At 40.7% G+C, this 26,118-nt stretch carries 22 protein-coding genes; 13 read left to right on the top strand and 9 right to left on the bottom strand.

From position 1 onward, the window contains the following. The first annotated feature begins 6 nt into the window (after positions 1-6). The 7 genes from HW120_RS12715 (at position 7) to acs (ending at position 8,954) form a co-directional block, all read left to right on the top strand. Positions 7-1,542, top strand: coding sequence for an MFS transporter (locus HW120_RS12715; RefSeq protein ID WP_177734469.1), 1,536 nt, complete (start codon positions 7-9; stop codon positions 1,540-1,542). A gap of 10 nt (positions 1,543-1,552) precedes the next feature. Further along, positions 1,553-1,777, top strand: a complete 225-nt coding sequence (locus HW120_RS12710; protein WP_177734468.1) for a DUF6814 family protein — start codon at positions 1,553-1,555, stop codon at positions 1,775-1,777. Between the two features lie 80 nt (positions 1,778-1,857). Beyond that, positions 1,858-2,052 carry a hypothetical protein gene (locus HW120_RS12705; RefSeq protein ID WP_177734467.1) on the top strand — a complete coding sequence of 65 codons (195 nt, stop codon included), beginning with the start codon at positions 1,858-1,860 and terminating at the stop codon, positions 2,050-2,052. Next, positions 2,045-4,744 (top strand): ATP-binding protein, encoded by a 2,700-nt coding sequence (locus tag HW120_RS12700; RefSeq protein WP_177734466.1) that lies wholly within the window; start codon positions 2,045-2,047, stop codon positions 4,742-4,744. The genes HW120_RS12705 and HW120_RS12700 overlap by 8 nt, the downstream gene beginning before the upstream one ends. 1 nt (position 4,745) lies before the next feature. Next, on the top strand, positions 4,746-5,111 hold the full coding sequence (locus HW120_RS12695; RefSeq protein ID WP_177734465.1) for a response regulator transcription factor: 366 nt from the start codon (positions 4,746-4,748) through the stop codon (positions 5,109-5,111). A 13-nt stretch (positions 5,112-5,124) separates the two neighbouring features. Beyond that, positions 5,125-7,035, top strand: a complete 1,911-nt coding sequence (locus tag HW120_RS12690; protein ID WP_177734464.1) for an acetate--CoA ligase — start codon at positions 5,125-5,127, stop codon at positions 7,033-7,035. An 11-nt stretch (positions 7,036-7,046) separates the two neighbouring features. After that, positions 7,047-8,954, top strand: coding sequence for an acetate--CoA ligase (gene acs, locus HW120_RS12685; protein WP_177734463.1), 1,908 nt, complete (start codon positions 7,047-7,049; stop codon positions 8,952-8,954). A 562-nt stretch (positions 8,955-9,516) separates the two neighbouring features. Here acs and HW120_RS12680 read toward each other — a convergent pair. From HW120_RS12680 to HW120_RS12655, 6 genes are all read right to left on the bottom strand, one after another. Further along, entirely contained in the window at positions 9,517-10,659 is a 1,143-nt protein-coding gene (locus HW120_RS12680) for a protein NO VEIN domain-containing protein (protein WP_177734462.1), read from the bottom strand. A 106-nt stretch (positions 10,660-10,765) separates the two neighbouring features. Then, positions 10,766-11,371, bottom strand: a complete 606-nt coding sequence (locus HW120_RS12675) for a 3'-5' exonuclease (RefSeq protein ID WP_177734461.1) — start codon at positions 11,369-11,371, stop codon at positions 10,766-10,768. Between the two features lie 3 nt (positions 11,372-11,374). Beyond that, positions 11,375-13,297, bottom strand: a complete 1,923-nt coding sequence (locus tag HW120_RS12670) for a DUF294 nucleotidyltransferase-like domain-containing protein (RefSeq protein ID WP_177734460.1) — start codon at positions 13,295-13,297, stop codon at positions 11,375-11,377. Between the two features lie 60 nt (positions 13,298-13,357). Continuing rightward, entirely contained in the window at positions 13,358-14,224 is an 867-nt protein-coding gene (locus HW120_RS12665) for an EamA family transporter (protein ID WP_177734459.1), read from the bottom strand. Positions 14,225-14,362: 138 nt separating this feature from the next. Next, positions 14,363-15,085 carry a 3-ketoacyl-ACP reductase gene (locus tag HW120_RS12660; protein WP_177734458.1) on the bottom strand — a complete coding sequence of 241 codons (723 nt, stop codon included), beginning with the start codon at positions 15,083-15,085 and terminating at the stop codon, positions 14,363-14,365. 12 nt (positions 15,086-15,097) lie between these two features. After that, complete coding sequence (locus HW120_RS12655; RefSeq protein ID WP_177734457.1) at positions 15,098-16,273, bottom strand: MFS transporter; 1,176 nt, start codon at positions 16,271-16,273, stop codon at positions 15,098-15,100. A gap of 101 nt (positions 16,274-16,374) precedes the next feature. Here HW120_RS12655 and HW120_RS12650 point away from each other — a divergent pair, with 101 nt between their 5' ends. Beyond that, positions 16,375-17,064 (top strand): IclR family transcriptional regulator, encoded by a 690-nt coding sequence (locus tag HW120_RS12650; RefSeq protein ID WP_177734456.1) that lies wholly within the window; start codon positions 16,375-16,377, stop codon positions 17,062-17,064. Between the two features lie 11 nt (positions 17,065-17,075). Next, entirely contained in the window at positions 17,076-17,585 is a 510-nt protein-coding gene (locus HW120_RS12645) for a GNAT family N-acetyltransferase (RefSeq protein ID WP_177734455.1), read from the top strand. 39 nt (positions 17,586-17,624) lie between these two features. On the opposite strand, the gene HW120_RS12640 is transcribed toward HW120_RS12645, so the two are convergent. Next, on the bottom strand, positions 17,625-20,309 hold the full coding sequence (locus tag HW120_RS12640) for a reprolysin-like metallopeptidase (RefSeq protein ID WP_177734454.1): 2,685 nt from the start codon (positions 20,307-20,309) through the stop codon (positions 17,625-17,627). Between the two features lie 246 nt (positions 20,310-20,555). Here HW120_RS12640 and HW120_RS12635 point away from each other — a divergent pair, with 246 nt between their 5' ends. Together HW120_RS12635 and HW120_RS12630 are read left to right on the top strand one after the other, a co-directional pair. Further along, entirely contained in the window at positions 20,556-20,990 is a 435-nt protein-coding gene (locus HW120_RS12635) for a MarR family winged helix-turn-helix transcriptional regulator (protein ID WP_177734453.1), read from the top strand. 12 nt (positions 20,991-21,002) lie between these two features. Next, positions 21,003-22,223 (top strand): MFS transporter, encoded by a 1,221-nt coding sequence (locus HW120_RS12630; RefSeq protein WP_177734452.1) that lies wholly within the window; start codon positions 21,003-21,005, stop codon positions 22,221-22,223. On the opposite strand, the gene HW120_RS12625 is transcribed toward HW120_RS12630, so the two are convergent. Next, a complete protein-coding gene (locus HW120_RS12625) occupies positions 22,220-22,429 on the bottom strand; it encodes a hypothetical protein (protein WP_177734451.1) in 210 nt (69 codons plus the stop codon). The genes HW120_RS12630 and HW120_RS12625 overlap by 4 nt on opposite strands. Before the next feature lie 22 nt (positions 22,430-22,451). Next, positions 22,452-23,441: a hypothetical protein gene (locus tag HW120_RS12620; protein ID WP_177734450.1), complete on the bottom strand. Its 990-nt coding sequence runs from the start codon at positions 23,439-23,441 to the stop codon at positions 22,452-22,454. Positions 23,442-23,660: 219 nt separating this feature from the next. On the opposite strand from HW120_RS12620, the gene HW120_RS12615 reads away from it, so the two are divergent. Continuing rightward, entirely contained in the window at positions 23,661-24,728 is a 1,068-nt protein-coding gene (locus HW120_RS12615; RefSeq protein ID WP_177734449.1) for a sensor histidine kinase, read from the top strand. Then, positions 24,725-25,450 (top strand): LytR/AlgR family response regulator transcription factor, encoded by a 726-nt coding sequence (locus tag HW120_RS12610; RefSeq protein WP_177734448.1) that lies wholly within the window; start codon positions 24,725-24,727, stop codon positions 25,448-25,450. The genes HW120_RS12615 and HW120_RS12610 overlap by 4 nt, the downstream gene beginning before the upstream one ends. Positions 25,451-26,118: the final 668 nt, after the last annotated feature.

Raw genomic sequence — 26,118 nt, 5'->3', positions numbered from 1 at the left:
TCATTTATGAGTAATAAATCAACAAAAGGAATATGGAGTGTTATCACAGCATCGTCTGTAGGAACACTTATCGAATGGTATGACTTCTATATTTTCGGAAGTTTGGCAGTAGTTATTTCCACCAAATTTTTCCCGTCCGACAATCCCACTGCGGCATTTTTGTCGACACTGGCAACGTTTGCGGCCGGATTCGTGGTTCGTCCGTTCGGAGCTTTATTTTTCGGACGTCTGGGCGATTTGATCGGTAGAAAATATACGTTTATGGTTACCCTGCTTTTAATGGGTGGTGCCACTTTTTTAATAGGCTGTATTCCCAGTTATGAAACGATAGGCTTTATGGCACCCTTACTGGTTTTGCTTTTAAGACTTTTACAGGGACTGGCATTAGGCGGAGAATATGGCGGTGCGGCGACCTATGTGGCCGAACACGCACCAATAGGACAAAGAGGTTACTGGACGTCCTGGATTCAAACAACGGCAACGGCAGGTTTATTTGTTTCCCTGATGGTTATTCTGGTAACAAAAACTTCCTTATCCTCAGAAGCTTTTGACGAGTGGGGATGGAGAGTACCGTTCTGGGTATCGATATTAATGGTGCTGGTATCCTATTTGATCCGTAAGAACATGCATGAATCGCCGGTTTTTGCCAAAGCGAAAGCCGAAGGGAAAACCAGTACAAACCCGCTGAAAGAAAGTTTCGGAAACCGTTACAATCTAAAATTTGTCCTGCTGGCTTTATTCGGAGCGGCAATGGGGCAGGGAGTTGTCTGGTATACCGGGCAGTTTTATGCGATGAACTTTATGAAAACGGTAATGAGTGTCGATTCCACGCAGGTGGATACTTTACTCGGTATTGCCCTGCTGATGGGAACTCCTTTCTTTGTGGTTTTCGGCTGGCTGAGTGATAAGATTGGCAGAAAAAGCATTATGATGACCGGAATGCTGCTGGCGATATTCTTATACCGACCAATATACAAGGCCATGTACAGCACAACAGACGTGGCGTTAAAAACGGAAATCGTTGAAAAAACAAAACTGGTTGCCATCATGAAGGAAAATGCCCACCAGACAATTGATTCCGTGTATACAACAACAAAAGAATTCTCAGACGGTACCCAATGGGAACAGATAAAAACCGTACATTTAGAAGACGGGAAACCGGTAATGGTGGACGGAAAAGCAAAATCGGATGTTAAAACCACTGTGCATATCAATGCTTCAGACAAATGGCTGCTGATTTTCTTAGTGTTTGTTCAGGTGATTTTTGTAACGATGGTTTACGGACCGATAGCAGCCTTTTTAGTGGAAATGTTCCCGGTAAAAATCCGATATACGTCCATGTCGCTGCCATACCACGTTGGAAACGGAATCTTTGGTGGTTTGCTGCCTGCCATTTCCACGTATCTGGTAACTGTAGCAAAAGACAACGGTAATGCCGAGTTTTACCTGGAAGGATTATGGTATCCGATTATCATTGCAGCGATCAGTTTTGTGATAGGAGTGTTCTATATTAACGGAAAAGATAAAAATATTAACGACTAAAAGCAGTATCATGAACAAAATAAAAAGAATTCTCGGAATTGTCTGGCTTTTATTAGCTTTAGCCGCAGCCTATTTTTGTATCTTTATATTCGGTCTGCCGAAATTTACAACCGGAAAACAGGACGATTTGGTGTTTGGAATCATCATTTTATTCATCTTAACGCCGTTAATCGTTTTAGGTTTGGGAACGTTTGGCTATTATGCCCTGATAGGAGAATATGACAGTAAAGAATAAGTATATAACTACCTAGTTGCTAATTGTACTCCGGTTTCCTTGTTTGCAAGCGCCGGAGTCATTTGGTTTCGTATATTAAAATGAAAAATCGCCACGAACAGAAGTTAATCGTTTTATCCTTATTGCTTTTATTAGCTTTTAACCTGCCTTTGGTTTTACTTTTCGATAAAGCCGAAGCGATTGGAGGAATTCCGATTATCTATTTTTACTTTTTTTCCTTATGGGTGTTTTCAGTATTGGTTTCATTATTAGTGATTAAGCGGTATTATGAATAGTTTAGGATTGCTGATCATTTTATTGCTCTATCTGGCCATATTGTTTTTTGTGGCCCATTGGGCAGAGAAAAAAGCCCATAGCAAGTGGACCAATAACCCTTATGTATATACGTTTTCGCTGGCGGTATATTGCTCGGCGTGGACCTATTACGGAAGTATTGGCGTGGCGGCCAAATCGGGACTGAGTTACCTTACGGTGTACCTGGGACCGGTGATTATCATTCCGGCATGGATCCTGATCCTGCGAAAGATCATCCGGATTTCAAGAGTTAACAAGATTTCCAGTATTGCCGATTTTATTTCCCTGCGTTACGGGAACAGCCGTTTTTTAGGAGCGCTGGTTACCTTTATCAGTGTGGTTGGCATTTTGCCATATATTTCGTTACAGCTAAAAGCCATAGCCGAAACCTTTACGATAGTAACCAAAACATCACTGAGTTCCAATGTTTTTAATGATACCACAACCTACGTGGCTATCGCTTTAGCCCTTTTTGCCTCTTATTACGGTACCCGTTATGTGGATGCCTCCGAAAAAAGAAAAGGAATTGTCACCGCCGTTGCAATGGAATCGGTTTTAAAACTGTTCTTTTTTATCCTGGTTGGTGTATATGTAACCTTTTTTGTTTTTGACGGTTTTGATGATATTTATGCACAGGCAAGCCTGTTGCCCGGATTTAAAGAAAAAAACACTATTGGCGGTATTCCGCAGGCCTTAAACTGGTTTTTTCTGTGTTTACTGTCCCTTTTTGCCATTTTTCTGCTGCCGCGTCAGTTCCAGATGGCAGTGGTTGAAAACAACAGGGAAAGCCATATCAAAACGGCCATCTGGCTGTTTCCGCTGTATTTGCTGCTTTTTAATGTTTTTGTATATCCCATTGCATGGGGCGGGAATATCCTGTTTTCGGGAAACAGCGTAAATGCCGATACCTATTCGTTATTGATTCCGCAGTTTTTTGATAATTCCGTTATCACAGTGTTGGTATTTTTAGGCGGATTTTCAGCTTCGATCTCGATGATAGTCGTGGCTTCAATCGGATTGTCGATCATGCTGAGCAACAACCTGCTCATTCCGTATGGCTTTTTGGGAACCTTACAGAGTGAAGTTCAGGACGAGAATAGCAAGCGTATCGTAAACATCCGTAAGGTTTGTATTTTTTTACTGATTATCGTTTCGTATCTGGTTTACCGTTTTTACGTACTGGATTACAATTTGTTTTCCATCGGACTGGTTTCGTTTGTTGTGATGGCACAGCTGGCTCCGGCCTTTTTCGGAGCATTGATGTGGCGGAGAGGTTCCCTGTTAGGGGCTGTTTCCGGAATGATTGCCGGATTTTTAGTGTGTGTGTACACGCTTTTAATTCCGTATTCCATCGGGATTACGAATATCGATAACAGCTTTATTACCGAAGGATTTTTGGGTATTTCCCTTTTAAAGCCCTTTCAGTTGTTTGGACTGGATTATCTGACGCCCATTCCGCATGCGCTGTTCTGGAGTTTGTTCTTTAATACAATTATTTATCTTGCCGTTTCCGTCAGTTTTAAAGGAAACTACCGCGAACGCAATTATGCCGAGATGTTTATCGATATCGACAAATATATTACGATGCATGAAAATGCTTTTATATGGAAAGGAACAGCCTATACCAGTGATATTGAAAAAGTTTTAAAACGCTTTTTAGGAGAAGAACGCACCAAAAGAGCATTGAATATTTTTAACCTTAAATACAATGTGGATAAAAACCAGAAACTGGCCGATGCAAGGCTGGTTAAATTTGCGGAAAACCTGCTAACCGGACACATCGGAACGGCATCGGCAAGGATCCTGATTTCCAGTGTGGTTAAAGAAGAAAAAATATCCCTTCAGGAAGTGCTGCACATTCTGGAAGAATCCAAAGAAAACATCATTATCAATAAAAAGCTTACCGAAACATCTAACGAGTTAAAACAGATTACCGCCCAGTTGCAGCAGGCCAATGAACAGCTGATCGAAAAGGACTTGCAGAAAGATGAGTTCCTGGATACCGTTACGCACGAACTGCGTACGCCGATTACAGCAATAAAAGCCTCCAGCGAGATATTATTTCACGATGATGATATTCCGGAAGAATTGCGCAAACAGTTTTTAAAGAATATTATCTCGGAATCCGATCGGTTAAATCGTTTGATTAACAAGATACTGGATCTGGAAAAATTTGAAACCGGAAAACAGCGGATCCACGCTACAAAAAACAGCCTGAACAGTACAATAGATAAGGCTTTGGAACCGTTAGAACAACTGATACGCAACAAGACGATAACCATAGTGTTTGAAGATAAAGAAGAAGTGGAAGCTTTTTATGAGGAAGAACGCATTATCCAGGTGGTCAACAACCTGATTTCGAATGCCGTGAAGTTCTGTCCGGAAAAGAACGGGTACATTTCGATAACTTTAAGCGTAACGGAAAACAGTGTGCAAACCAGTATAAAAGATAACGGTAAGGGAATCAACCCTGAAGATCTGGATGCTATTTTTGACAAATTTTACCAGTCCACCAACCAGAATATCAAAAAACCGATGGGAAGCGGATTAGGATTAGCGATCTGCAAACAGATTATTGAACACCATAAAGGCAAAATATGGGCAGAGAACAGGGAAGACGGAACCGTGTTTCATTTTACGCTGCCAAGGTATAATACAACGGAAAAGGAATAATATGAAGAAAATTTTAATTGTAGATGACGAACCCAATATCGTTATGTCATTAGAATATACGTTTAAGAAAAATAATTATGAAGTATTCATTGCCCGTGACGGACAGGAAGCATTGGATATTTTAAAGATCCAGCAGCCGGACATCATTATCCTGGATGTGATGATGCCGATGGTAGACGGATTTGCCACTTTAGAGCAGATTAAAAAAGACGAACGCCTGCAGCACTGCAAAGTGATTTTCCTGTCGGCTAAAAATAAAGAAAAGGATATAGAAAAAGGGCTTTCCCTGGGAGCCGATCTGTATATGACCAAACCATTTTCGATTAAGAAACTGGTGGAACAGGCTAACGAGCTGCTCACCAGTTAAAAACAAACTGACTATGAACTACAAGGAATGTTACAACAGGAGTATTAATGCTCCGGAAGATTTCTGGAAAGAGCAGGCCGATGTTTTGGAATGGTATTCCAAACCGCAGGCGATACTTTCCAAAGATGAAAACGGTTATGCGCGCTGGTTTGCCGATGGCGAGCTGAATATCTGCTATCTTGCGATAGACAAGCATATTCAGGACGGTCACGGCGAGCAGGTTGCTTTTATTTATGACTCGCCGGTAACGCAAAATGTCAGGAAATATACGTTTAATGAAGTGAAAACCGAAGTAGCGAAGTTAGCCGGCGGATTGGTTTCGTTAGGGTTGACCAAAGGCGATACGGCGGTGATTTATATGCCCATGATCCCGCAGGTAGCTTTTGCCATGCTTGCCTGTGCCCGTATCGGGGTTACGCATTCGGTGGTTTTCGGCGGATTTGCCCCGCATGAGCTGGCTATCCGGATAGACGATTCCAAACCCAAAGCGATCATCACGGCTTCATCAGGAATTGAAATTGACCGGCTGATTGCCTATAAACCTTTAGTGGATGAAGCTATTGAAATGGCAAACCACAAGCCGGAAAAAGTAGTTATTTTTAACAGGAAGTTGGGCGCCAGGATTCCGTTCCAGACGTATGATGTGGATTATGCCGATCTGGTTGCCAGATCGGAAGAAGTACCTTGTGTACCGTTAGAGTCCAGCCATCCGCTGTATGTTTTGTATACGTCCGGAACAACCGGAAAACCAAAAGGAATTGTCAGGGATACAGGTGGTTATGCTACGGTACTTAAATTTTCAATGCGCTATATTTATAACGTTAATGAAGGCGAAGTTTTCTGGGCAGCTTCCGATATGGGCTGGGCGGTAGGACACAGTTATATCCTGTATGGTCCGCTGCTAAACCGTAATACAACCGTTATTTTTGAAGGGAAACCAATCAAAACTCCGGATGCCAGCACCTTCTGGCGTGTAATAGCCGAACATAAAGTAAGTGTTATGTTTACGGCACCCACTGCGATCCGGGCGATTAAAAAAGAAGATCCGGACGGATTATTTATAAAAAAATACGATCTGAGCAGCTTGCGTATCCAGTTTCTGGCAGGAGAACGCTGCGATGTTGCCACACTGGAATGGTACCGGAAACATATTCCGATTCCAACAATTGACCACTGGTGGCAAACGGAGTCCGGCTGGCCGATGATAGCCAATATGATGGGAGTGGAATACCTGCCGATCAGGCCCGGTTCTGCCGGAAAAGCCGTTTCGGGTTATGATATCCGGATTTTTGATGAAAACGGCAAAGAATTGGGTGCAAATGAGGAAGGATATGTGGTAATAAAACTACCTTTGCCACCGGGAATGATGCTGGGTTTATGGGAAGACGAAGTGCGCTTTAAAGCCGGATATTTAAACCGTTTCCCGGGCTATTATTTTTCCGGCGACGGCGGGTATAAAGACAAAGATGATTATATTTACATAACAGGGCGTGTTGACGATGTTATCAATGTTGCCGGACACCGGCTTTCTACCGCAGAAATGGAAGAAATTGTAGCAGCACACGATTCAGTAGCAGAATGTGCGGTAATCGGGATTAACGATGCCTTAAAAGGGCAGGTTCCGTTAGCGATGGCGGTGGTAAAATCTGGACATGATATTGAGCACTTTCAGCTGGAATATGAAATAGTACAGCTGGTAAGGGAGCAGATTGGTGCGGTAGCCTCCCTGCGAAATGTAGTCGTGGTCCAGCGACTGCCCAAAACGCGTTCCGGTAAAATCCTCAGAAAATTGTTGCGCAGTATTGTTGACGGAGAACAATATCAGGTTCCGTCTACAATTGATGATGAAGCCATTATCGGAGAAGTGACCGACGCTTTTAAAAACTACGGAATAGGAATATTTAAAAAAGATGCAAAAGAATAAACAAATTAGTCATGAGTTATTATAAAATAAACAATCTCGAAGAATATTTTAAACACTATAAAAAGTCTATTCGTGAACCGCGTAAATTTTGGGGAAAAGTAGCAGAAGAGAATTTTACCTGGTACCAGTTGTGGGATAAAGTAATGGAATTTGATATGGCGGAAGCCGATATTAAATGGTTTGTGAATGGAAAAGTCAATATCACAAAAAACTGTATTGACCGCCACCTGGCAAAAAGAGGGAATAAAACCGCGATTATTTTTGAACCGAACGATCCGAAAGAAGCAGCAGAACACATTACCTATAACGAGTTGTACGACCGTGTGGCCAAAATGGCTAACGTTTTACGGGAACAAGGCATTAAAAAAGGGGACAGGGTTTGTATTTACCTGCCGATGATCCCGGAACTTGCCGTTGCCGTTTTAGCCTGCGCCAGAATCGGAGCGATACATTCGGTGGTATTTGCCGGATTTTCAGCCTCTGCCATCGCTTCCCGTATTATCGACTGCGAATGTAAAATGGTTATCACCTCCGATGGTGCTTTCAGAGGAAACAAAACAATCGACTTAAAAGTAATTGTAGATGAAGCCCTGGAAAAATGCCCTTCGGTAACCAAAGTATTGGTTGCGAAAAGAACCAATACAACTGTTACAATGAAAGAAGGCCGTGACCTGTGGTTACAGCCGCTTTTAGACGAAGCGATTCCGAACAACGTAGCGGAAATAATGGATGCGGAAGATCCGTTGTTTATTTTATATACTTCCGGCTCTACCGGGAAACCGAAAGGAATGCTGCACACGACTGCCGGTTATATGGTATATACAGCCTATACGTTTAAAAATATCTTCAATTATGAAGAAAACGATATTTACTGGTGTACGGCCGATATCGGCTGGATTACCGGACACTCCTATATTTTATACGGACCGTTATTAAACGGGGCGACAACAGTTATTTTTGAAGGGGTTCCGTCTTATCCGGATTTCGGACGTTTCTGGGATGTTATCGACAAACATAAGGTTACCCAGTTCTATACGGCGCCAACAGCGATCCGTTCGTTAGCCAAAGAAAGTACTGAATGGGTTGATAAACATGATTTATCCAGCTTAAAGGTTATCGGTTCGGTAGGTGAGCCTATTAACGAAGAGGCATGGCACTGGTATAACGACCATGTGGGCAAGAAAAAATGCCCTATTGTAGATACCTGGTGGCAAACAGAAACCGGAGGAATCATGATTTCACCGGTACCTTTTGTAACACCAACAAAACCAACGTATGCCACGTTGCCGTTACCGGGAATCCAGCCGGTTTTAATGGACGAAAAGCGCAACGAGATTGAAGGAAACCAGGTTGTGGGAAGTTTGTGTGTCAAGTTTCCGTGGCCGTCCATTGCCAGAACCATCTGGGGCGATCACCAGCGTTATAAGGATACCTACTTTTCGGCTTTCCCGGGTAAATATTTTACCGGCGATGGCGCTTTACGGGACGAAGTAGGCTATTACAGAATTACCGGAAGGGTAGATGATGTGGTGATTGTTTCCGGACATAACTTAGGAACAGCGCCAATTGAAGATGCAATCAACGAACATCCGGCGGTAGCAGAATCGGCTATTGTTGGCTTCCCGCACGATATTAAAGGAAATGCGCTTTACGGATTTATTATCCTTAAAGAGATCGGGGAATACCGTGACCGCGACAATTTGCGTAAGGAGATCAACGAGCATGTGGCGAGTCATATCGGACCGATTGCAAAACTGGATAAGATACAATTCGTATCGGGATTACCGAAAACACGTTCCGGAAAGATCATGCGTAGAATCCTGCGTAAAATAGCCGAAGGTGATTTTTCTAATTTTGGGGATATCTCCACATTATTAAATCCGGAAATTGTAGAGGAAATCAAAAACGAGAAATTGTAGTTTATTCATTTCTATATAACAAAAAACCACTTTCAATTTGAAAGTGGTTTTTTGTTTATCAATAGAACAGTTTTGAGTAAGTGAGGTTTTAATGTATAAGGAATAACGTTACTTGTACTTTCTTATGCGAATTGAAGTTTTTATCGACTTTGGATTTGAATCAAACATCTCGCATTCTGGAGCCATATATGGAATATTCCTGAACCTTTGAAAGATTTTAGTTCTGGTTTTGGCATCTATTAGCTTGACCAAACCAAAATCACAAATACATAAATCACTATTTCCTTTATTAAAATGTTTTCAGGATTTAAATCTCGATGGATAACCTTTTTATGTGTTTTTCAATTCCTTTTGTTAGGTCAAGCATCAACTTTATTGAGGTTTTCAAATCGATCAACTTCGTTTGTGATTTTAAAAAATCTCTCAAACTTCCGTCATTATAAAAAGGTATTACGCAATACAAGTATTTTACTTCATCAACTGTAAATTCATTATAGAATTAAACATTTATAATATGAATATTTTTTACAGAAGCTATTAATGCCAGGTTTTTGAAACCGATTTACTTTAAAGTTAAAAATACTCTTTCTTCTTTTAAAATTTCGGGAGCAAGTAGATATGGAACTACTTTTCCATTAAATATTGACTCAAATAAATTTTCAATAAGATAAATACTCGGCTCATTTTCAATATTCAATATTCTATAAACTTGGTAATTCTCTTTTTGTGACAAAAAGAAATGCCACTCCTTCGCTGTTAAATAGAATGTCGATTTGTTGTAAGCAGTTCCTTTACATTCAATATAAAGTTGAACCGTTCCGTTAGGATTTAAAACTTCAAAATCATACGATTGATTACTTTCTCCATTTTGATTTAACCAATTCACATTTTCTTTCTCATAAATTTCACAAAGTTTAGAGTAAAGATATGTTTCGCTTTTTAAACGTATCGCTTCACTGTAATCTTCATCAATCGTTAAGGTAGTAGAATCGATTCCTGATGATAAAAGTTCTTTAGCTCTTTCTATATTTGATTCGTTTTGCGTTATTTTAAAATTTTGAATCGTATTTTCTAAAACTGCAACTTTTAAAGGTTCTAAGATTTTTAAAACTTCGTCGCTCGAGAAATTTTTAGATGCTATATTAAAGTAACCACCAGTTGCAATTTCTTTAGCTTTAATTTTCGACGATTCGTTATGAGCAAGACCAATTATAAATATTTTGCATTCTACTCCGTTTATTAGTTTAGCTTTTTTTGCGGCTTCAATATAATTGCCATCACCATTTTCTTCACCGTCAGTCAATAAAATGATTTTTCGATCATTTACTGAATATTTTTTTAAGTCTTTTATAGCGATTTCAATAGCGGCAGTTATTGGTGTTCCTCCAGAGGGAGGATCCACTAATGATGATACTTTTTTTGTTATTCTCTGTTCATCAAAAATATCATTGTAGATAAGTGGAGTTGTTGCTTCAGTTACTACTTGGTTGTTTATCTTTCGGGTCTCGTGCCGGAAAGTCCTTATGATAATTTGATCAGCATATTTTAAAGTTGGTATAATTTGTTCTAATAAGATTTTCTTAACTAATGACATCCTTGTTACACCATCAATTAAGTATCGGTTCTTGTGTTCTAAGCCAGCACCTTTCATATAACCCATACTTCCAGAATTATCTATAAGTATTTCGACAACAGTTTGAATCATTATTTTTAGCAATTAGTTGATTAAAATGGCAGGTAACATATGGATATATATCTTAAACTTGAAAGATTGATATAACAAGGTTTTATCTTTTAAATAAAATCCTGCGCTATAATTTCAGCTTTTTCTTTAGCTTTAAAAACAGTAAAGCAATAATATAGGCATCGCCCGAAGCAGTATGACGGTCGCTCTTTTTGATTTTAAATATATCACACAATTCATCCAGGCTCTGGTGTTTGTCTTCCGGCAGGTTTTTAAATTTCTGATACATGACATCCACATCCAGTATCATATTTTTTAGTTTTCCCAGATTCAGGCGCTTTAATGCCTGATTGATCATTTCCACATCAAAGTTAATGTTGTGGCCGATTAAAGTAGCGTCTTTAATAAAATCCAGAAAACGGATAATAGCTTCCGCTTCAATGATTTTCTCTTCTTTGCCTTCTTTTAAAATACCGGTAAGAATGGCGTTTTCGGGATTGAAAACCTCTTGTTTCAGGTAAACTTCAAAAAAATCACCAACTTTAATTTCGTTATCAATTACAGCAATAGCACCAATGGAAAGGATTACATCATCCTTCCAGTCCAGTCCGGTGGTTTCTGTATCGAAAACAACATAGCGCTTTGTCCCGTTTTGTTCTTCTTTGTCAAAATGAGCTGCGTATTGTTTCCAGAATTGGGGAATATCTTTACCTGTAAGCCAATCTAATACCATAATCTATGTAAAATAGGTCAGTTGAAAACGATTTTTAATTAAATCCTGTATGTCATTTATCGGCTGAAAACAATTTTTCAGCTTCACTTTATCTACTTTCGATAGTTCCTGCAGGTTAATGTAACTGCCGTTGGAACTATTCTGCAGGCCTTCTTCGGTTCTGAACCAGATCAGGGTGTTAAAAGCTTCGGCACATTCCAGATACAAATCGGCATTTTGCGGCTCTAAATCGGCCAGTTTTTTAAAACGCTGGTAGGTATTGGTAATGCCTTTGATGTTTCTGCTGATGCACAGCACACGGGCGGCATCAACCAATGGCATGATGGCACGGTTCTTAATATCGAAAGCATCTTTGTGTTCTTCATCCTGCTCTAACAGGAACTGGCGGAAAAAGCCTAATGGTGCCGGTTTTTTTATGGCATTTGTTCCTAAGAAAGCATAGAACAGCTGGTTGTTATCGGTACTGTTGAAAATGCTTTCTGTCAGGGAATTTTCGAAAGAAATATCCCCGTAAATCAGATCATAATCAAAGAAAATAGTACTCAGATTAATTCCTTTTTCACCTGGAGTGTTAATCCAGGTATTGTATTGTTTTATCCAGTCTGTCAATGATTTACACCATAGTTCATTATTAGCCATTAACTCCTGCGGACAAGGTGTGTAACCCACTTTTTCAAGTGTTTCGATTACCTTGTCTGCCAGCTGCATAAAGTACTGTTTTACGTCGTCATAACGTTCTGCCTCAACATCTTCAAATACCAGAATGTTGTCGATATCCGTTAACAGCAATTGTTCTTTTCGGCCCTGGCTGCCCAAGTTAAACCAGGCAAATCGGGTAGGAGGCGGTGTTTCCATTTTTTCAATAGCCAGATCGATGGCTCTTTTGGTAATGGCAATATTGATTTCTGCCGCCACATTGGTGATGTGCGAAATCGGGATATTTTTATCGATAGAATTCTGAATCAGGTCGGTCAGTTTTTCTCGTATCGTTTTCAGCTCTTTGGAGCGTGTGGCACGACGGGTTAATTTTAAAAGGATTCCCGGATTACTGGCTTGTGCCGCTACGATATCGTGTTCCGTTATAATTCCGGAAACAGCACTTTTCTCGGTTCCGTCCCTGGTTACACACAAATGCCCGACATTGTGTTTGAGCATCATCATTTGTGCTTCGGCAATTGAAATGTTTTCCGGAACGGTAATTACCGGAGAAGACATGATCTTATCGGCTGCCGTGTCGATAGGGAAAGCCCCGGTTGCAATTTTGGAGCGCAGGTCCTTATCGGTGATGATCCCGATGGGTAACTGGTTATCGTGAATAATAACACTGCCAATCCTGCTGTTGGACATTGTTTGTGCAATGTGTTTGATAATATCGCTGGAACTGGCTGTAATGGGGTTCTTAGTATATTTAACCGGCTGGAAATACTGGATATCCGCAGCACTTTGTTCGTCAAAAATAATATTCTCCGAGATCAATTTCCCGCGGTGGTCTTTGTCATAAGGATTCCGGGTATTGGAAGCGAAACTTTCCAGCAGGAAGCTTAAAACGTTGGCATTTTTAGCCACATACGGCTGAAATACGGCAATCGGAATCGCATAAATAATACTCTCTTCACGGGCTTTTGCCGTCATCAGGTAATTGTTTTTGGCAAAAAACGGACGCAGTCCCAAAATATCGCCCTCATCACATTTATCAATCAGGAATTCCTCGGCATCGGAAATTACCGAAAGACCAATCGCACCGTTTGCCACCACATAAAAATTTTGGTGGGTCGCGTCGCCAACTTTAAACAATACCTGATTCTTTTCTAAATAGATCACACTGATAGTTTGTGAAATATCCACCAGTTCCTGATAGGAAAGGCTGATAAAAGGAGGATAATGCTTTAAAAAATCGGCTATGCGCTCTGCAATTGGGTTTTTCATAACAGGGATTTAATTCCTAAAAATACTAAAATTAAAACAATTTCAAAACAGAAAATTCACTTAAAAAGTATACAACTGTGAAAAAGTAATCACAATAATGGCAATTAGTGCCAAAATGATTCCGATATAATTGGTGCGGCTGATTTTTTCCTTAAAGACGATAATGCCGACAAGGCTGCCCAAAAGGATCACACCAAAGTTCATCGTGGCAAACACGGTTGAAGGGTTATCGGCTAAGGCTTTGTGTGCTTTCAGATAAAACAGGATATTCCCGAAGTTAAGCAGTCCTAAAAGTACGCCAAACAGCAGGCTCAAACGGTTTAACCGTTCCTTTTTAATGACTGTTTTATACAGTGTTATGGCCGTAGAAACGACTAAAGCACCGCAAAAAACAACAAATAAAGAAGTTGTATACGGAATCTCTTTATAGGAAGCGATTTGTTTGAAAAAAACATCAATCGTACCAAATCCGAGTAAAACAATTGCCGGGTACAGCCAGTTATTTTGCTTGTCCTGCTGGCTTTCCTTTTTGTATAACGTCAGGAATATGGCGGTAAAACCGATAAACAGTCCGCAGAATTTTAACGGGCTTATGGCTTCCTTAAAAACAAAATAGGCGATCAGGATCGGAATAAAAAGAGAAAAACGCTGGGCAATATCGGTTTTAACAATACCAATATGGCGCACTGAGGTTGCGAGAACCAGAAATATGGTAGGCAGCAGGATAGCGAGAATAGTATAAACCGGCCATGGCGCATTTGCATTTACAGCGCTGATATCAGGTTGGTAAAACAGGTAACACAACGTAATGGCAATAACATAATTCCAGTTGATTACCTGCTGAAAAGAAACGGAATACCGTTTGGCTATTTTGAATAAAATGCCAACAGAAACGCTACAGAGTACACTAAATAATAGGAAATGCATTTTTGAATTTTTGTTATTTGAAAAGTCCTGTAAAGGTAAACGATAATGAATTTCAAAAATAGCGATTGCCACAATTTGACACAAAAAAATCCTATAATCTGATTTATAGGATTTTATAAGATACCGTATTGTAGGTGCTTATGGATTGGTGGACCAAAGGCCTACATCTTTTACAAATGCTCTGCGGTTTAGTTTCAGATGTGCTACTAATAATTCGGCAAAATCTTCCGGCTGTAATACACTTTCCGGATTACCATCGGTTAAATTCAGGCTAACGGATAAATCGGTAGCAATCGTACTCGGATTCATCGTAAACACCCGGATATTCGATTTACGGACTTCCTGCATTAAGGATTCCGACAAACCGATCAAACCGAATTTTGAAGCACTGTAGGCACTTGTCAGAGCCGAAGCTCTTACACCGGCACTTGAAGAAACATTTACAATATCGCCGGACTGACGTTCCAGCATTTCCGGTAAAACGGCATGGATAACATAATAAGCCCCTAAAAGGTTTACTTTGATAATGTTTTCCCACTCGCTGATTTCAAAATCCATGAATTTTGCAAATTTACCGATACCGGCATTGTTGATCAGGATATCAATAACACCCAGCTGTTCTTTTAGTTTTGTGATAGCGGCCGTTACCGAGTTGAAATCGGAGATATCGGCAGTTGCGTAAGCCACATTCAGGCTGCTGTCGATGCTTTTTACAGCAGCAGCAACGTCAACCAGATCTTTTTCCGTTCTTGATAGTAAGGCAAGATGAACACCTTCTGCGGCTAATGCCAGCGCAACGGCTTTACCCAAACCTTTTCCGGCTCCGGTAATTAAAGCTGTTTTTCCTTTTAATTGTTCCATTTGATATATAATTTATGCTTTACACGCGATCAGCGTATTTTCTTTTTGTTTTCTATGGTAAAATAAAGCTATTGCAATCAGAATACCTACAAAAGCCAATCCGAATCCAACCCAGTCCGGTGATGTATAATCATAGCCCATCGTTAACGGTATTCCGGCCAGATAAGCTCCTAAGGCATTTCCGGCATTCATCGCAGCCGGACTGATGGAAGAGCCTAATATTTCGGCTCCTTTTGCCGACTGCATCATCATGATCTGAACCGGGGCAACGATCGCAAAAGCCACCGCACCAATAACAAATGTCATAATGGTTACCGTTATCTTATTGTCGGCTACAAAGGTCAGTAACATTAAAACCAGGCACATGCCTACTAATAACCCGATTGAGGCAAAAAGGGGAGAATAAGTATCGGATAGTTTTCCGCCCAGGAAATTACCGAAGGTCATGCCCAATCCGGCAATTACCATTAAATAGGTAACCGTTCCGGCATCGAATTTGGAAACTTCCGTAAACAAAGGGGCGATATAACTGTACCAGCTGAAAAATCCGCCTGTACCGATGATGGCAATTAACAATACCAGCCATAAATCCAGTCGCTTAAAGATAGCCAGATCTTTTTTAAAGCTCGATTTTTCGGTGGCTTCAAATTCAGGCATCCAGTACATAACGCTCAATATGGTCAGTAAACCGATAACGCCTACGATACAGAAGGTAATGCGCCAGTTGATGTAATGCCCGATATAGGTTCCCAGCGGAACACCAATCACATTGGCGATCGTAAGTCCGGAGAACATAATGGCAATAGCCTGTGCCGTTTTTCCTTCTTTGGCCAGTTTTCCGGCAACAACAGCACCAATACCAAAAAAGGTTCCGTGCGGTAAACCGGATAAAAAGCGCAACACCAGCAATGAGGTATAATCGTTTGCCAAAGCCGATAGACTGTTGAAAACCGTGATCCAGACCGCTAATGCGATTAAAGCTGTTTTGGGTGGTTTATTCTGTAATAATATGGTTAATAATGGGGCACCCACAACTACTCCGAGTGCATAAGCCGATATGAAATGACCGGCCTGGGGAATGCTCACTTTCAGGGAACTTGCCAGATCGGGAAGGATTCCCATCATTACAAATTCGGTCATTCCAATAGTAAAAGCTCCGATTGCCAGAGCGATAAGTCCTTTTTGCATATAATAAAAACGCTTGTTTAGTTTGCAAAATTCTACTAATTTTGAATATTATAAATGGATTTTCTTTTGAAAAACTATTTTATTCATCATTATTGAATTTTATGATACAATCGGTAAAAAGAGCTTTTGATATACTGGAGTATATCACGCAAAACGGAAACCTGGTTCGCCTCAATGATATTGCCAATGCGTTGAACTTACAGAATACAACGGTTCATAATTTTCTGAACACCCTGAAAGATCTGGGCTATGTGGAACAGGACGAATTAACGCCCCGTTACCGGGTGACGACCAAGCTGCAATGCATTTATCCGCCTTCGGCTTCGGTTTCCCTGTTAAAAAGCCAGTTGCGTCCCATTTTGGAACAAATCACCGCACTGACGAATGAAACGTCTTATTTGTCTGTACAGATGGGCACGTATTTCCGGCATGAGCTTATTTCGGAACCGGACCGTTCCGTTAAAATATCGCTGGAGCTCAATAAAGATTACGGTATGCTGCGCACAGCCATCGGGAAAGTATTTATGGCGCATTCCGAACATTTACAGGCTACGTTAATGAAAAATATGGAAGAAGCAGACCGCGAAAGTCTGAAAAAAGAGATAGCCGAAATACAGCAAAACGGCTATGCTTTAGACCTGGAACAGTTTGAACCGGATTTGAACTGTGCCGCCATTCCGTATTACAGTAACAATAGAGTAGTGGCTGTTTTAGGTGTTTCCGGACCGGCTTTCCGCTTTAAGCTTCCCGAAATGCTGCAGGCAATTACCATTATGAATTCCCTTAAATAATATAGAAGCACATGACCATAGAAAATAGTACCCTAAACGATCTGACAGCAATTTTTGAATTTTATGCTGCCGCTGTAGCCTATCAGAAAACGAAGTTTAACAAACACTGGCAGGATTTTGATAAGGAAATGGTACAGACAGAGATCCGGGAAAACAGGCAATGGAAGATTTTGATTGACGGAAAAACAGCCTGCGTTTTTGCCACAACCTATGAAGATCCTTTTATCTGGGGCGAAGCAAATGCGATACCGGCGGTTTACCTGCATCGGATTGTGACTCATCCGGATTTTAAAGGGAATAATTTTGTGGTGCAAATTTTAGCCTGGGCAAAAGAACACGCTAAAACATTAGGTATGGACTATGTGCGCATGGATACCTGGGGCGATAATGACGAATTAATCCAGTATTACTGCAAATGTGGTTTTCATTATTTAGGAAATACAACACCTACAGAAACGGCTGCTTTGCCCAAACACTATTCGGCTATTTCGCTGGCGCTTTTTGAGGTAAAAGTAGATTAAATAAAAAAGTCCCGGATTTCCGGGACTTTTTCTTTTTTATTAGTTGATGATAATCTTTCTGACTTCTTTTCTGTCGCCATCCTGAACGGTCACTAAATAAATACCGGACTGGGTGTTTTTTAACTGTAAATGCTGATCGAACAAGCCGGTGTTCTGATAGGCTTTACTGAAAATTTCCCTTCCTCTGATATCGTGTACGTTTACTCTGACCTCATTGCTTGAAGCAGATCGGAACTGTACATTGAAGTTTCCGTTATTCGGGTTTGGATAGATCGCAAAATCCTGTAAACCGAAACTTTCTGTTCCTAAGGTTGCTGTCTGGAAACAAACTTCAACCGACCAGGAGTTTAACGTTCCTGTGTCGCCCTGGAAATAGTCGTTAATCAATAACTGCCAGTTTCCGTTGGTTGCTTTAGTGTTTAAAGCTGCCAAAGGCTGATTAGGAGCATAGGTACCGCTGGTGATTGGTGCTGTACAAACGATGTTCGGAGAACCGTCGTTGAAAGTAATGTTATAACCATCCTGATCGTTACAGATTCTGTTTCCTAAGATAACTTCTGTTCCGTCCGGGTGTTTCACTTTCGAAACCAAATCCCTGATCCAGGTGTGGGTCACATTTACGTTTACATTCACATCGGTAATGGTTTGTGTAACAGGAACATTGATTGTAGACGTTAATGTTGGTCCCGGTGTCGCAGTATTAGGATTTGGTCCGTCCGGAATGTTCACAACGGTATTGTTGCTGAACGTCTGGCAGGTGTTTGAAATTGTATAGCCGATAGCAACGCTTTTTGACACGGCATAAAATATATTTCCTACAGCTTCTACCATGATTCTACAGTATGGAGCGGCTACATTGGGAACGGTAATTGCTTCCGAACCGTCATTTGGAGTGTTGGCCACCAATGTTGTAAAAGTAGCCCCGTTATCGGTTGATAACAGGATGTTCACGTTAGCAGTATTGATTCCGTTTGCGGTTGTTCCGGCAACATCCCAGGTAATGGTTTGCGATGTTCCCTGAGTCCAGGAAACATTTTCAACATTTGGCGATGTGATTCGGAAAGGTCCGGTGTTTGCAAAAGTGATCACGGTATTATCACGTCCGGTTTGTCCTCCGTTTGGTGTTTTATTATCTCTAACGGTTAAGGCAAAATTCATTGTTCTGGCAGCACTTGGCACCACTTCCCAGGTAGGGATCAGGTTGCCGGCCAAAACGCTCTGGAAGTTTGGCATATAACGGTTGGGAGAAGTAGCAGGCGGTAAGGATCTGAAGTTTGGTCCTGATGTTGCGGTTGCTACCGGCGGCTGTGTCGATATTTGCGTGTCGGTTTGTTCCCAGCAGTAGGTTAAAGCTTCACCGGCAGTATCGGTTGCACTTCCTTTAAGTATAAACGCCGTTCCGTATGGAATCGTAAAATCGGCACCGGCATTTACTACCGGAGCAGCATTTCCGTTGCTGGTTGTTACCGCACAGCTTCCTGTTCCGTTAACAAAAGTCTGCATTTGCGCAAGACTCACGGCGTGAAAGTGTGCATCAGAATTGCTCTGAACATCCGGCGGACAGATTCCGGCATATCCCATAATAGTATTTCCGCTGCCCGGCTCAACAGCTGTTCCGGCCGATCTGTTTCCGCCGCAAGAGTTGTTAAAAGTGTGGGTTGCCCCGAACTGGTGTCCCATTTCGTGTGCTACATAGTCAATATCGTACGGATCGCCAACAGGAGCCGGTGAACCGGTAATTCCTCTGGCTTTGCTGGTTGTACATGGCGAATTTAACTGCGCCAGACCACCGCCACCGGTACTTACCGTATGCCCGATATCGTAGTTGGCCAGTCCGATATTGGCATCAATAACTGTCTGGCTCTCATTGATTAAAGTATTGGCATTGTCATTGGAAAAATTGTCACTGTCAATAAAAATAATAAGGTCGTTATTCGCAACCAGGTTCATGTGCAGCGACATATCTCTTTCATACAAACCGTTTACACGGGTCATCGTAACGTTCATTGCGGCCAAAACGGCTGCTTTTTTCTGAGCCAGTGTGCCGCTGCTAACGCCTGCTGCATTCACATGATAGGCCGCATATTCAATGGTACACGCCATAGCCAGACGATACACACGGTAGTTTCCGTCGCTGGCAAGGGCAAGGGAAGCATCCTGTAGTATTTTACCGGAAACCTGTTCGTGATCGTCCTGAACCATACAGCTGAAAGAACGGTTGGTTACCAGTCCTTCTCTCGGATAAACAATGTAATTATTCAGGTCTTTGGTATAGGTATCAATATATGAGGTTCCTGTTTTTCCGGACAACGTCATGGTATGCAGACCAAAAATCGTAACACTGAAATTAATCGTAGCGGTAGGATCGTCAATTCCTTTACCGATATAGGATTTAATGTCCGGATATTTGGCAGCCAATGCAGGATCCATTACCGGTGATTCGTAAACGCGATAGTTTTCGAGTTTTCCATCCGGATTCGGGAAGGCAACAATAACATTGGATAATCCATTAAAATTTTGTCTGGAGGGAGCCGTTTGCAGTTTTGATTTTAAAGCGGCCAGATCAAGGGAAAACAATTCGAATTTCTGAGGCTGAGAACTGCGTTCCATTTTCTCGTACATCCTGATTTTTTCCTGACTAACTTTAGTCCATAATGAACTTTGCCCATAAGATGAAGCGAACGCACAAAATGCAATCGCAACAAAGAGTAGCTGTTTTTTCATTCATTTAGAGTTTTAGAGATTAATTTAGTTGGATAGGTAAAAATACAATTTTTTGACAGAATAATTGTGAAATGTTTGATTTTAAAGGGGTATTTACGATTAAAATGCTGTTTGTTGGGTTAAAGAGCACTTTTATTATTGAAAGTTGAAGTGTTGCAGAAAAGTTAAAGTATAGCCATAAAGTTGCCCGTATAAAAATAGTAAAGTAACTTTACAAAGTAAATTGATAAATTTTCTTTACTACTTATGGAAACACCCCTTATTGAAATGGCTTCCGATCTGAGAACCGTTTCAACCCGCCTGGTTCGCAATCTCCGACAACAAAGCTCGAATACAGCTTATTCCCACGTAGATCTTTTAACGATGGGGCTACTGCATGAACACGGTTCTTTATTGCCCTCTGAATTAGCCCAATTGGAACGCGTTTCTGCGCAGGCCATTTCGCAGGTTATCCAAAGGCTGCACGCCGATGGCTGTCTTGTAAAAACAATTGATAAAGACGATAAACGAAAAACAGCCCTTTCGCTGACTCCAAAGGGAAATAAAATCCTGGATGAAATATGGGAACAGCGCAATCAATGGCTTGTAGAAGCTATTGACTCCCTTTTTGATGAAGCGGAAAGAGCCACGATAGCAGAATCCTTAGTGTTACTTAAAAGACTATCTGAATACAACAAATAATGCCGGAAGAAGATGACCTATTTAAGAGCTTTTCGATTTCGTAATTTCAGATTACATATCAGCGGTCAGATCATTTCCCTTATCGGGACATGGATGCAGCGTGTAGCGATCAGCTGGCTGGTTTACCGGTTAACGGATTCGGCTACTTTACTGGGTTTTGTAACCTTTTTGAGCCTGATACCGTCTTTATTCCTTTCGCCTTATGCCGGAAGTTTTGCTGACAGACATAACCGTTACAGTATTGTGAAGGTGACCCAGTTCCTGTTAATGCTGCAGGCTTTGGTACTGGCAATACTGGTTTGGTTTCAGTTTTATAATATTGTTATCATTTGTGTACTGAGCCTTGCCCAGGGAATCATTACCTCATTTGACACTACGGCGCGTCAGGCAATGATGGCGGAGATTGTTCCGGATAAAGACGATTTGCCCAATGCCATAGCCTTGAATTCATCGGCCTTTAATATCGCCCGGTTACTGGGACCTGCCTTTGCCGGTTTTATCCTGAGTACTATTGGTGAATTTGCCTGTTTTTTTATCAATTTTATAAGTTTTATTGTTGTTTTGGGCTGTTTAATGGCGATGCAGCTGGATAAAAGACCGCTGCCCAAACGAAAAGCCGATACCTGGACCGAACTGAAAGACGGCTATACTTACCTGAAAACATCACCGGATCTGTTGTCCTTAATATTGCTGCTAACCAGTTCCAGTTTGCTTTTAATACCGTTTACAACCTTATTGCCGGTTATCGCCAGGGATCTTTTTCATGGCAATGCGGTAACGTTCAGCTGGTTTGAGAGTGCGGGTGGGATAGGAGCGCTGGCCGGCGCTTTATATATGACGACTATAAAACCGGGTAAGGCGCTGGCCAATACGATACTGGTGGCTACGATGATCCTTTCGATCGGGCTGTTGTCGCTGGCATTTTCATCTAAATTATCGGTAGCCATCTTTTTTACGATCATGGCGGCTTTGGGACTGATGATCCAGACTTCTTCGATCAATACCTATATTCAGACGCACGCTTTACCGGAAATGCGGGGCAGGGCGATCAGTTATTATATCATGGCATTCCAGGGAATATTGCCCATCGGAAGTTTGCTGATCGGGTTTATGGCCGAAAAAATCGGTCTGGAAAGAACACTGGCCTTTGAAGGGGTATTGGGTATTGTAATCCTGGCTGTTTTTTACTGGAATAACAAAACCAGACTGCAAACGAAATCCATACAGATTTAATGCAGTTCAACGCACAAATATCCCAGACACTTCAAAAAAACGGTTATTTCCGTTGCGGCAAACGGGCTGCCTTCAATTCTTAGAATACGATCGCAGTCCTGCAGATCAAAATTGATCCGGTAGCCCGGATATCTGGTTAAAAGGGAAGCGACTATTGCTTTGGCATCGTTTTGATGGTGTACTGTAGTTTTAAAAACCTTAATCATTTTGCTTAAAATAGGTATGCTGTTAATTTCTTCCTTTTTTTATTTTATGAAACGGATTAAAGGACAGTCCGATACTGACATAAAAAGAGGATTGTGGATTTGCTTTAAAAATATAATCGTTCGGAGATTCGTTCTTTTCGAATATCCTGCTGGTTGGAATGGTTTTTAAGCCGGTTTTCAGTGTGCCGACAAATGTGCTGCCGAAATAGTGTTCGTACATCGCACCGGAATTGATTTCAAGCTGTTGAAAGACATGTTTTTGGGGACTGTTGTTAAAGTTGTACAGGTAAAAAGAGGTTACGGCCAATTCACTTCCGAAAGAAAGTCTTCCATCGTTAAAAAGGAGTTTTCTTAAATAGACTTTCTGCGGCAGGAAAACGTCTGCCATCCAACCGTTTGAAAATTTATGCTCGTACGAGAAAGACGGTATAACCGGAAATTGCGAATTGGGATCGATCATCAGCGATAAGCCCGCACTTATTTTTGTCTGCGCATTTGCTTTGAGGATCACGATTCCGGTGAGCATTCCTTTAACTCTTTCAAAATGTTTGTCGCTTCCGTCCACGGTTAGTCCGCTTGAATAAATGACTGTTTTGTTCCAAAGTCTTGAAATATGCGTAAAGTTAAGAGTGGTAGAATGGTAATGGAAGTCATGCTGACTGCTCACCAAACTGGAAGGAGTGTCGGTTTCTGTGGAAGCGGCGCTATACCTGTAATTGAATGCGGCACCCAGGATCCATCTGTTTTTCGTAATAAAATTGATGTTACCATCTATTTTGGTCTGGTTCAGGTTTTTTACCGTTGCTTCGGGCAATGCTGTACCGGACAGGTTTGAGGTATAATCATAGGGGGTAAGCTGGCTGTATTCTATATTGAAAGCACGGGTTGCCGGAAACTTATCGGCCACATAGGCCACAACTTTTTTCGGAATACTGTCCTTTGTTTGCGAATAACTTACTTTTGACAGCATTAAAACGGTAATAACCAGCACTCTTTTCTTTAGGATTCCCATTGTTTACGTTAGATTAATAATGCTTTGAAACCGGATGATCTCAAAAACTTTCCGCAAAGAAAATTCTAAGGACTATGGCAATCCGGGTTTTTATACGAACACCGTTACTTATTATACCAAATCTCGATTTAGTATAATAAAAAGGATGTTTTGTATAATTTAACGGCTGTCAACACAGATAAGGGCTATTTTTGTGGCAGTAAATTATGGTAAGCGAGTATGATCAACAGTATTTCGGGTAATTTTAAAAACAGGCAGCTCATCAATTTGCTGGTTGATGACCGTTACCGGCTTTTAAGGCATTTTATATTCCTGGCAGGGTTCTTCCTGGTCTTTTTTTATACCAACGACCGGCTTGATGAATACCGGTACACCGGCATGGTTTTTATTTATGCGGTTCTAATCGGAATGTTTTATATCAATATGTACCTGTTGCTCCCGCGGTTTTTCTTCCGGGCGAATTATCTGGCTTATATAATACTGCTCCTGATCATGGTGATATTGGGATTGCGACTGATGGGCTATATCTTAAATGTCTTTCTAAACAGGTATCATGTGGCGGGTGATTATAAGATGTTGCTGATTAATGCGGAAACCTTTAGATGGACTTTTATCGTTTGTTCGGTAATTTTAATATCGACCACGATCAAGCTGCTCCAACGCTGGATTCTGGACACCGAGAGAATGGCTGACCTCCGGAATATCACCTTAAATATGGAACTGAATGAGTTAAAGAACCAGATAAATCCTCATTTTTTATTCAACATGCTTAATAATGTGAATGTGCTGATTAAAAATGATCCGGAAAAGGCTTCGGTGGTTATTTTTAAGCTATCGGAATTTTTACGCTACCAGCTTTATGAAAACAATGAGGAACAGACTTCGTTAGCTTCAGAAGTCCGTTTTTTGTCCAATTTTCTGAATCTTGAAAAAATAAGAAGGGATAATTTTCAATTTAATATTGCTGTAGCGGAACAGGATATGCAGCATATTTACCTGCCTCCGAATTTGTTTACAACCTTTGTTGAAAATGCGGTTAAACACAGTATTGATATTACCGGCGGGGATTCCTATATTAATATCAGTATAACCGCCGAAAATAAAAAAATACACTTCAAGTGTGTCAATTCGAAGAAGAACAGCCCTTATATACCGGAGCCAAAGAGCAGCGGATTGGGGTTTGCGAATATACAACGGCGACTGGAATTACTGTACCGGAATAACTACAGTCTGGATATTGCGGTAACAGCAGAGGAATATATTTTAAATTTAACGATTCCAATATGAATTGCATTATAGTAGATGATGAACCGCTGGCAAGAGAAGGTGTGCTGTCCATAGTTAGCGATATTGGTTCCATTCAGGTTATCGGATCGTTTTCGAATGCGTTAACGGCATTGGATTTTATGAAGCACAACCCGGTTGACCTGATATTTCTGGACATACACCTGCCACAGGTAACCGGATTGGAATTTGCCGCACAGTTACCCAAAGAAACCTTAATAATATTTACAACGGCCTATCCGCAATATGCCTTAAAAAGCTATGAACTGGATGCGATTGATTATTTGCTGAAACCTTTGGAAAAAGAACGGTTGGAAAAAGCGGTGAATAAAGCGGTTGCATACAAAAAACTACTGTCGGCAGAAACTGTAAAAAATACCATTGCGGGCAATACAACCGATTTTTTGCTGATTAAATCGGACCGGCGTTATTATAAGGTTCCTTTCCAGGAAATACGGTTTATTGAAGGACTTAAGGATTATATTTTTATCCATACAAATAAACAAAAGCTGATTACGGCGATGAATTTAAAAACGGTGCATCTGAAGATTGCCACCAAAAAAATGATCCGCGTTAGTAAATCGTATATTGTAAATATGGATCATATTGATTCTTTTGATAATCATACCATTTATATTGGTGAGTTTGAAATTCCGCTTGGGGAAATATTCCGGAAGGATTTCTTTGATAATTATTCCAAAGGGACTTTGGGAAGTGAGCTATAGGGAACCAGATAAGGTTATAGGCTAAAAACTTATAAGCTACAGGATTTGAGCAAAGCATTATTAACGGTAGCGTATATTCTTATTTTGTATTTTACATAATGTATATTATAGGTCAAAATATAAAATAGTAATTTTAGGGGAATGGTCCGGTATTCTGAATATTTTGTGCTGTGATTAGTTGGTCTATTATACAGCGCTTCTATTTGATGCTCAGTAAAATTAATTGTTTCAATTTGCCTGTTGCCTGTTGCCCTTTGCTATTTTTTATAAGGCTCAGGAAAACTAAATTTTATTTTTTGTGGGGTTTGCTGATGTAAAAATATATCTTGTTTATGGTCTGATTAATCGGTTCTTTTACGTTGGTTCCAAATCAAAGAAAAAATCAGTCTAAAATAAGCTAGGTCAATACTCCTTTGCTATTTGGAATAGTTTTTATTCTATTTGACATAATATAGTAGGTTCTTCTCTTTTCTCTTTAAAGTTAAATTGCGTTGATGCAGTTATTTAAGTATTTATGTGACTTTAGGATTGTTAATGCTGTGGTTATTTTTTTATTTTATGTATTATGGTAAACCGTAATTATGTACACTCCTGGTGGCTTATCTTTGCTTACAGCAGTTTTAATAATACAAATCGAAATGTTTTTTGTTTGTTTAATGATATTTTGC

The sequence above is a fragment of the Flavobacterium inviolabile genome, from assembly GCF_013389455.1.
GTDB lineage: Bacteria > Bacteroidota > Bacteroidia > Flavobacteriales > Flavobacteriaceae > Flavobacterium > Flavobacterium inviolabile.
The sequence above is the reverse complement of the archived record's forward strand: the minus strand, read 5'-3'. Positions and strand labels throughout refer to the sequence as shown.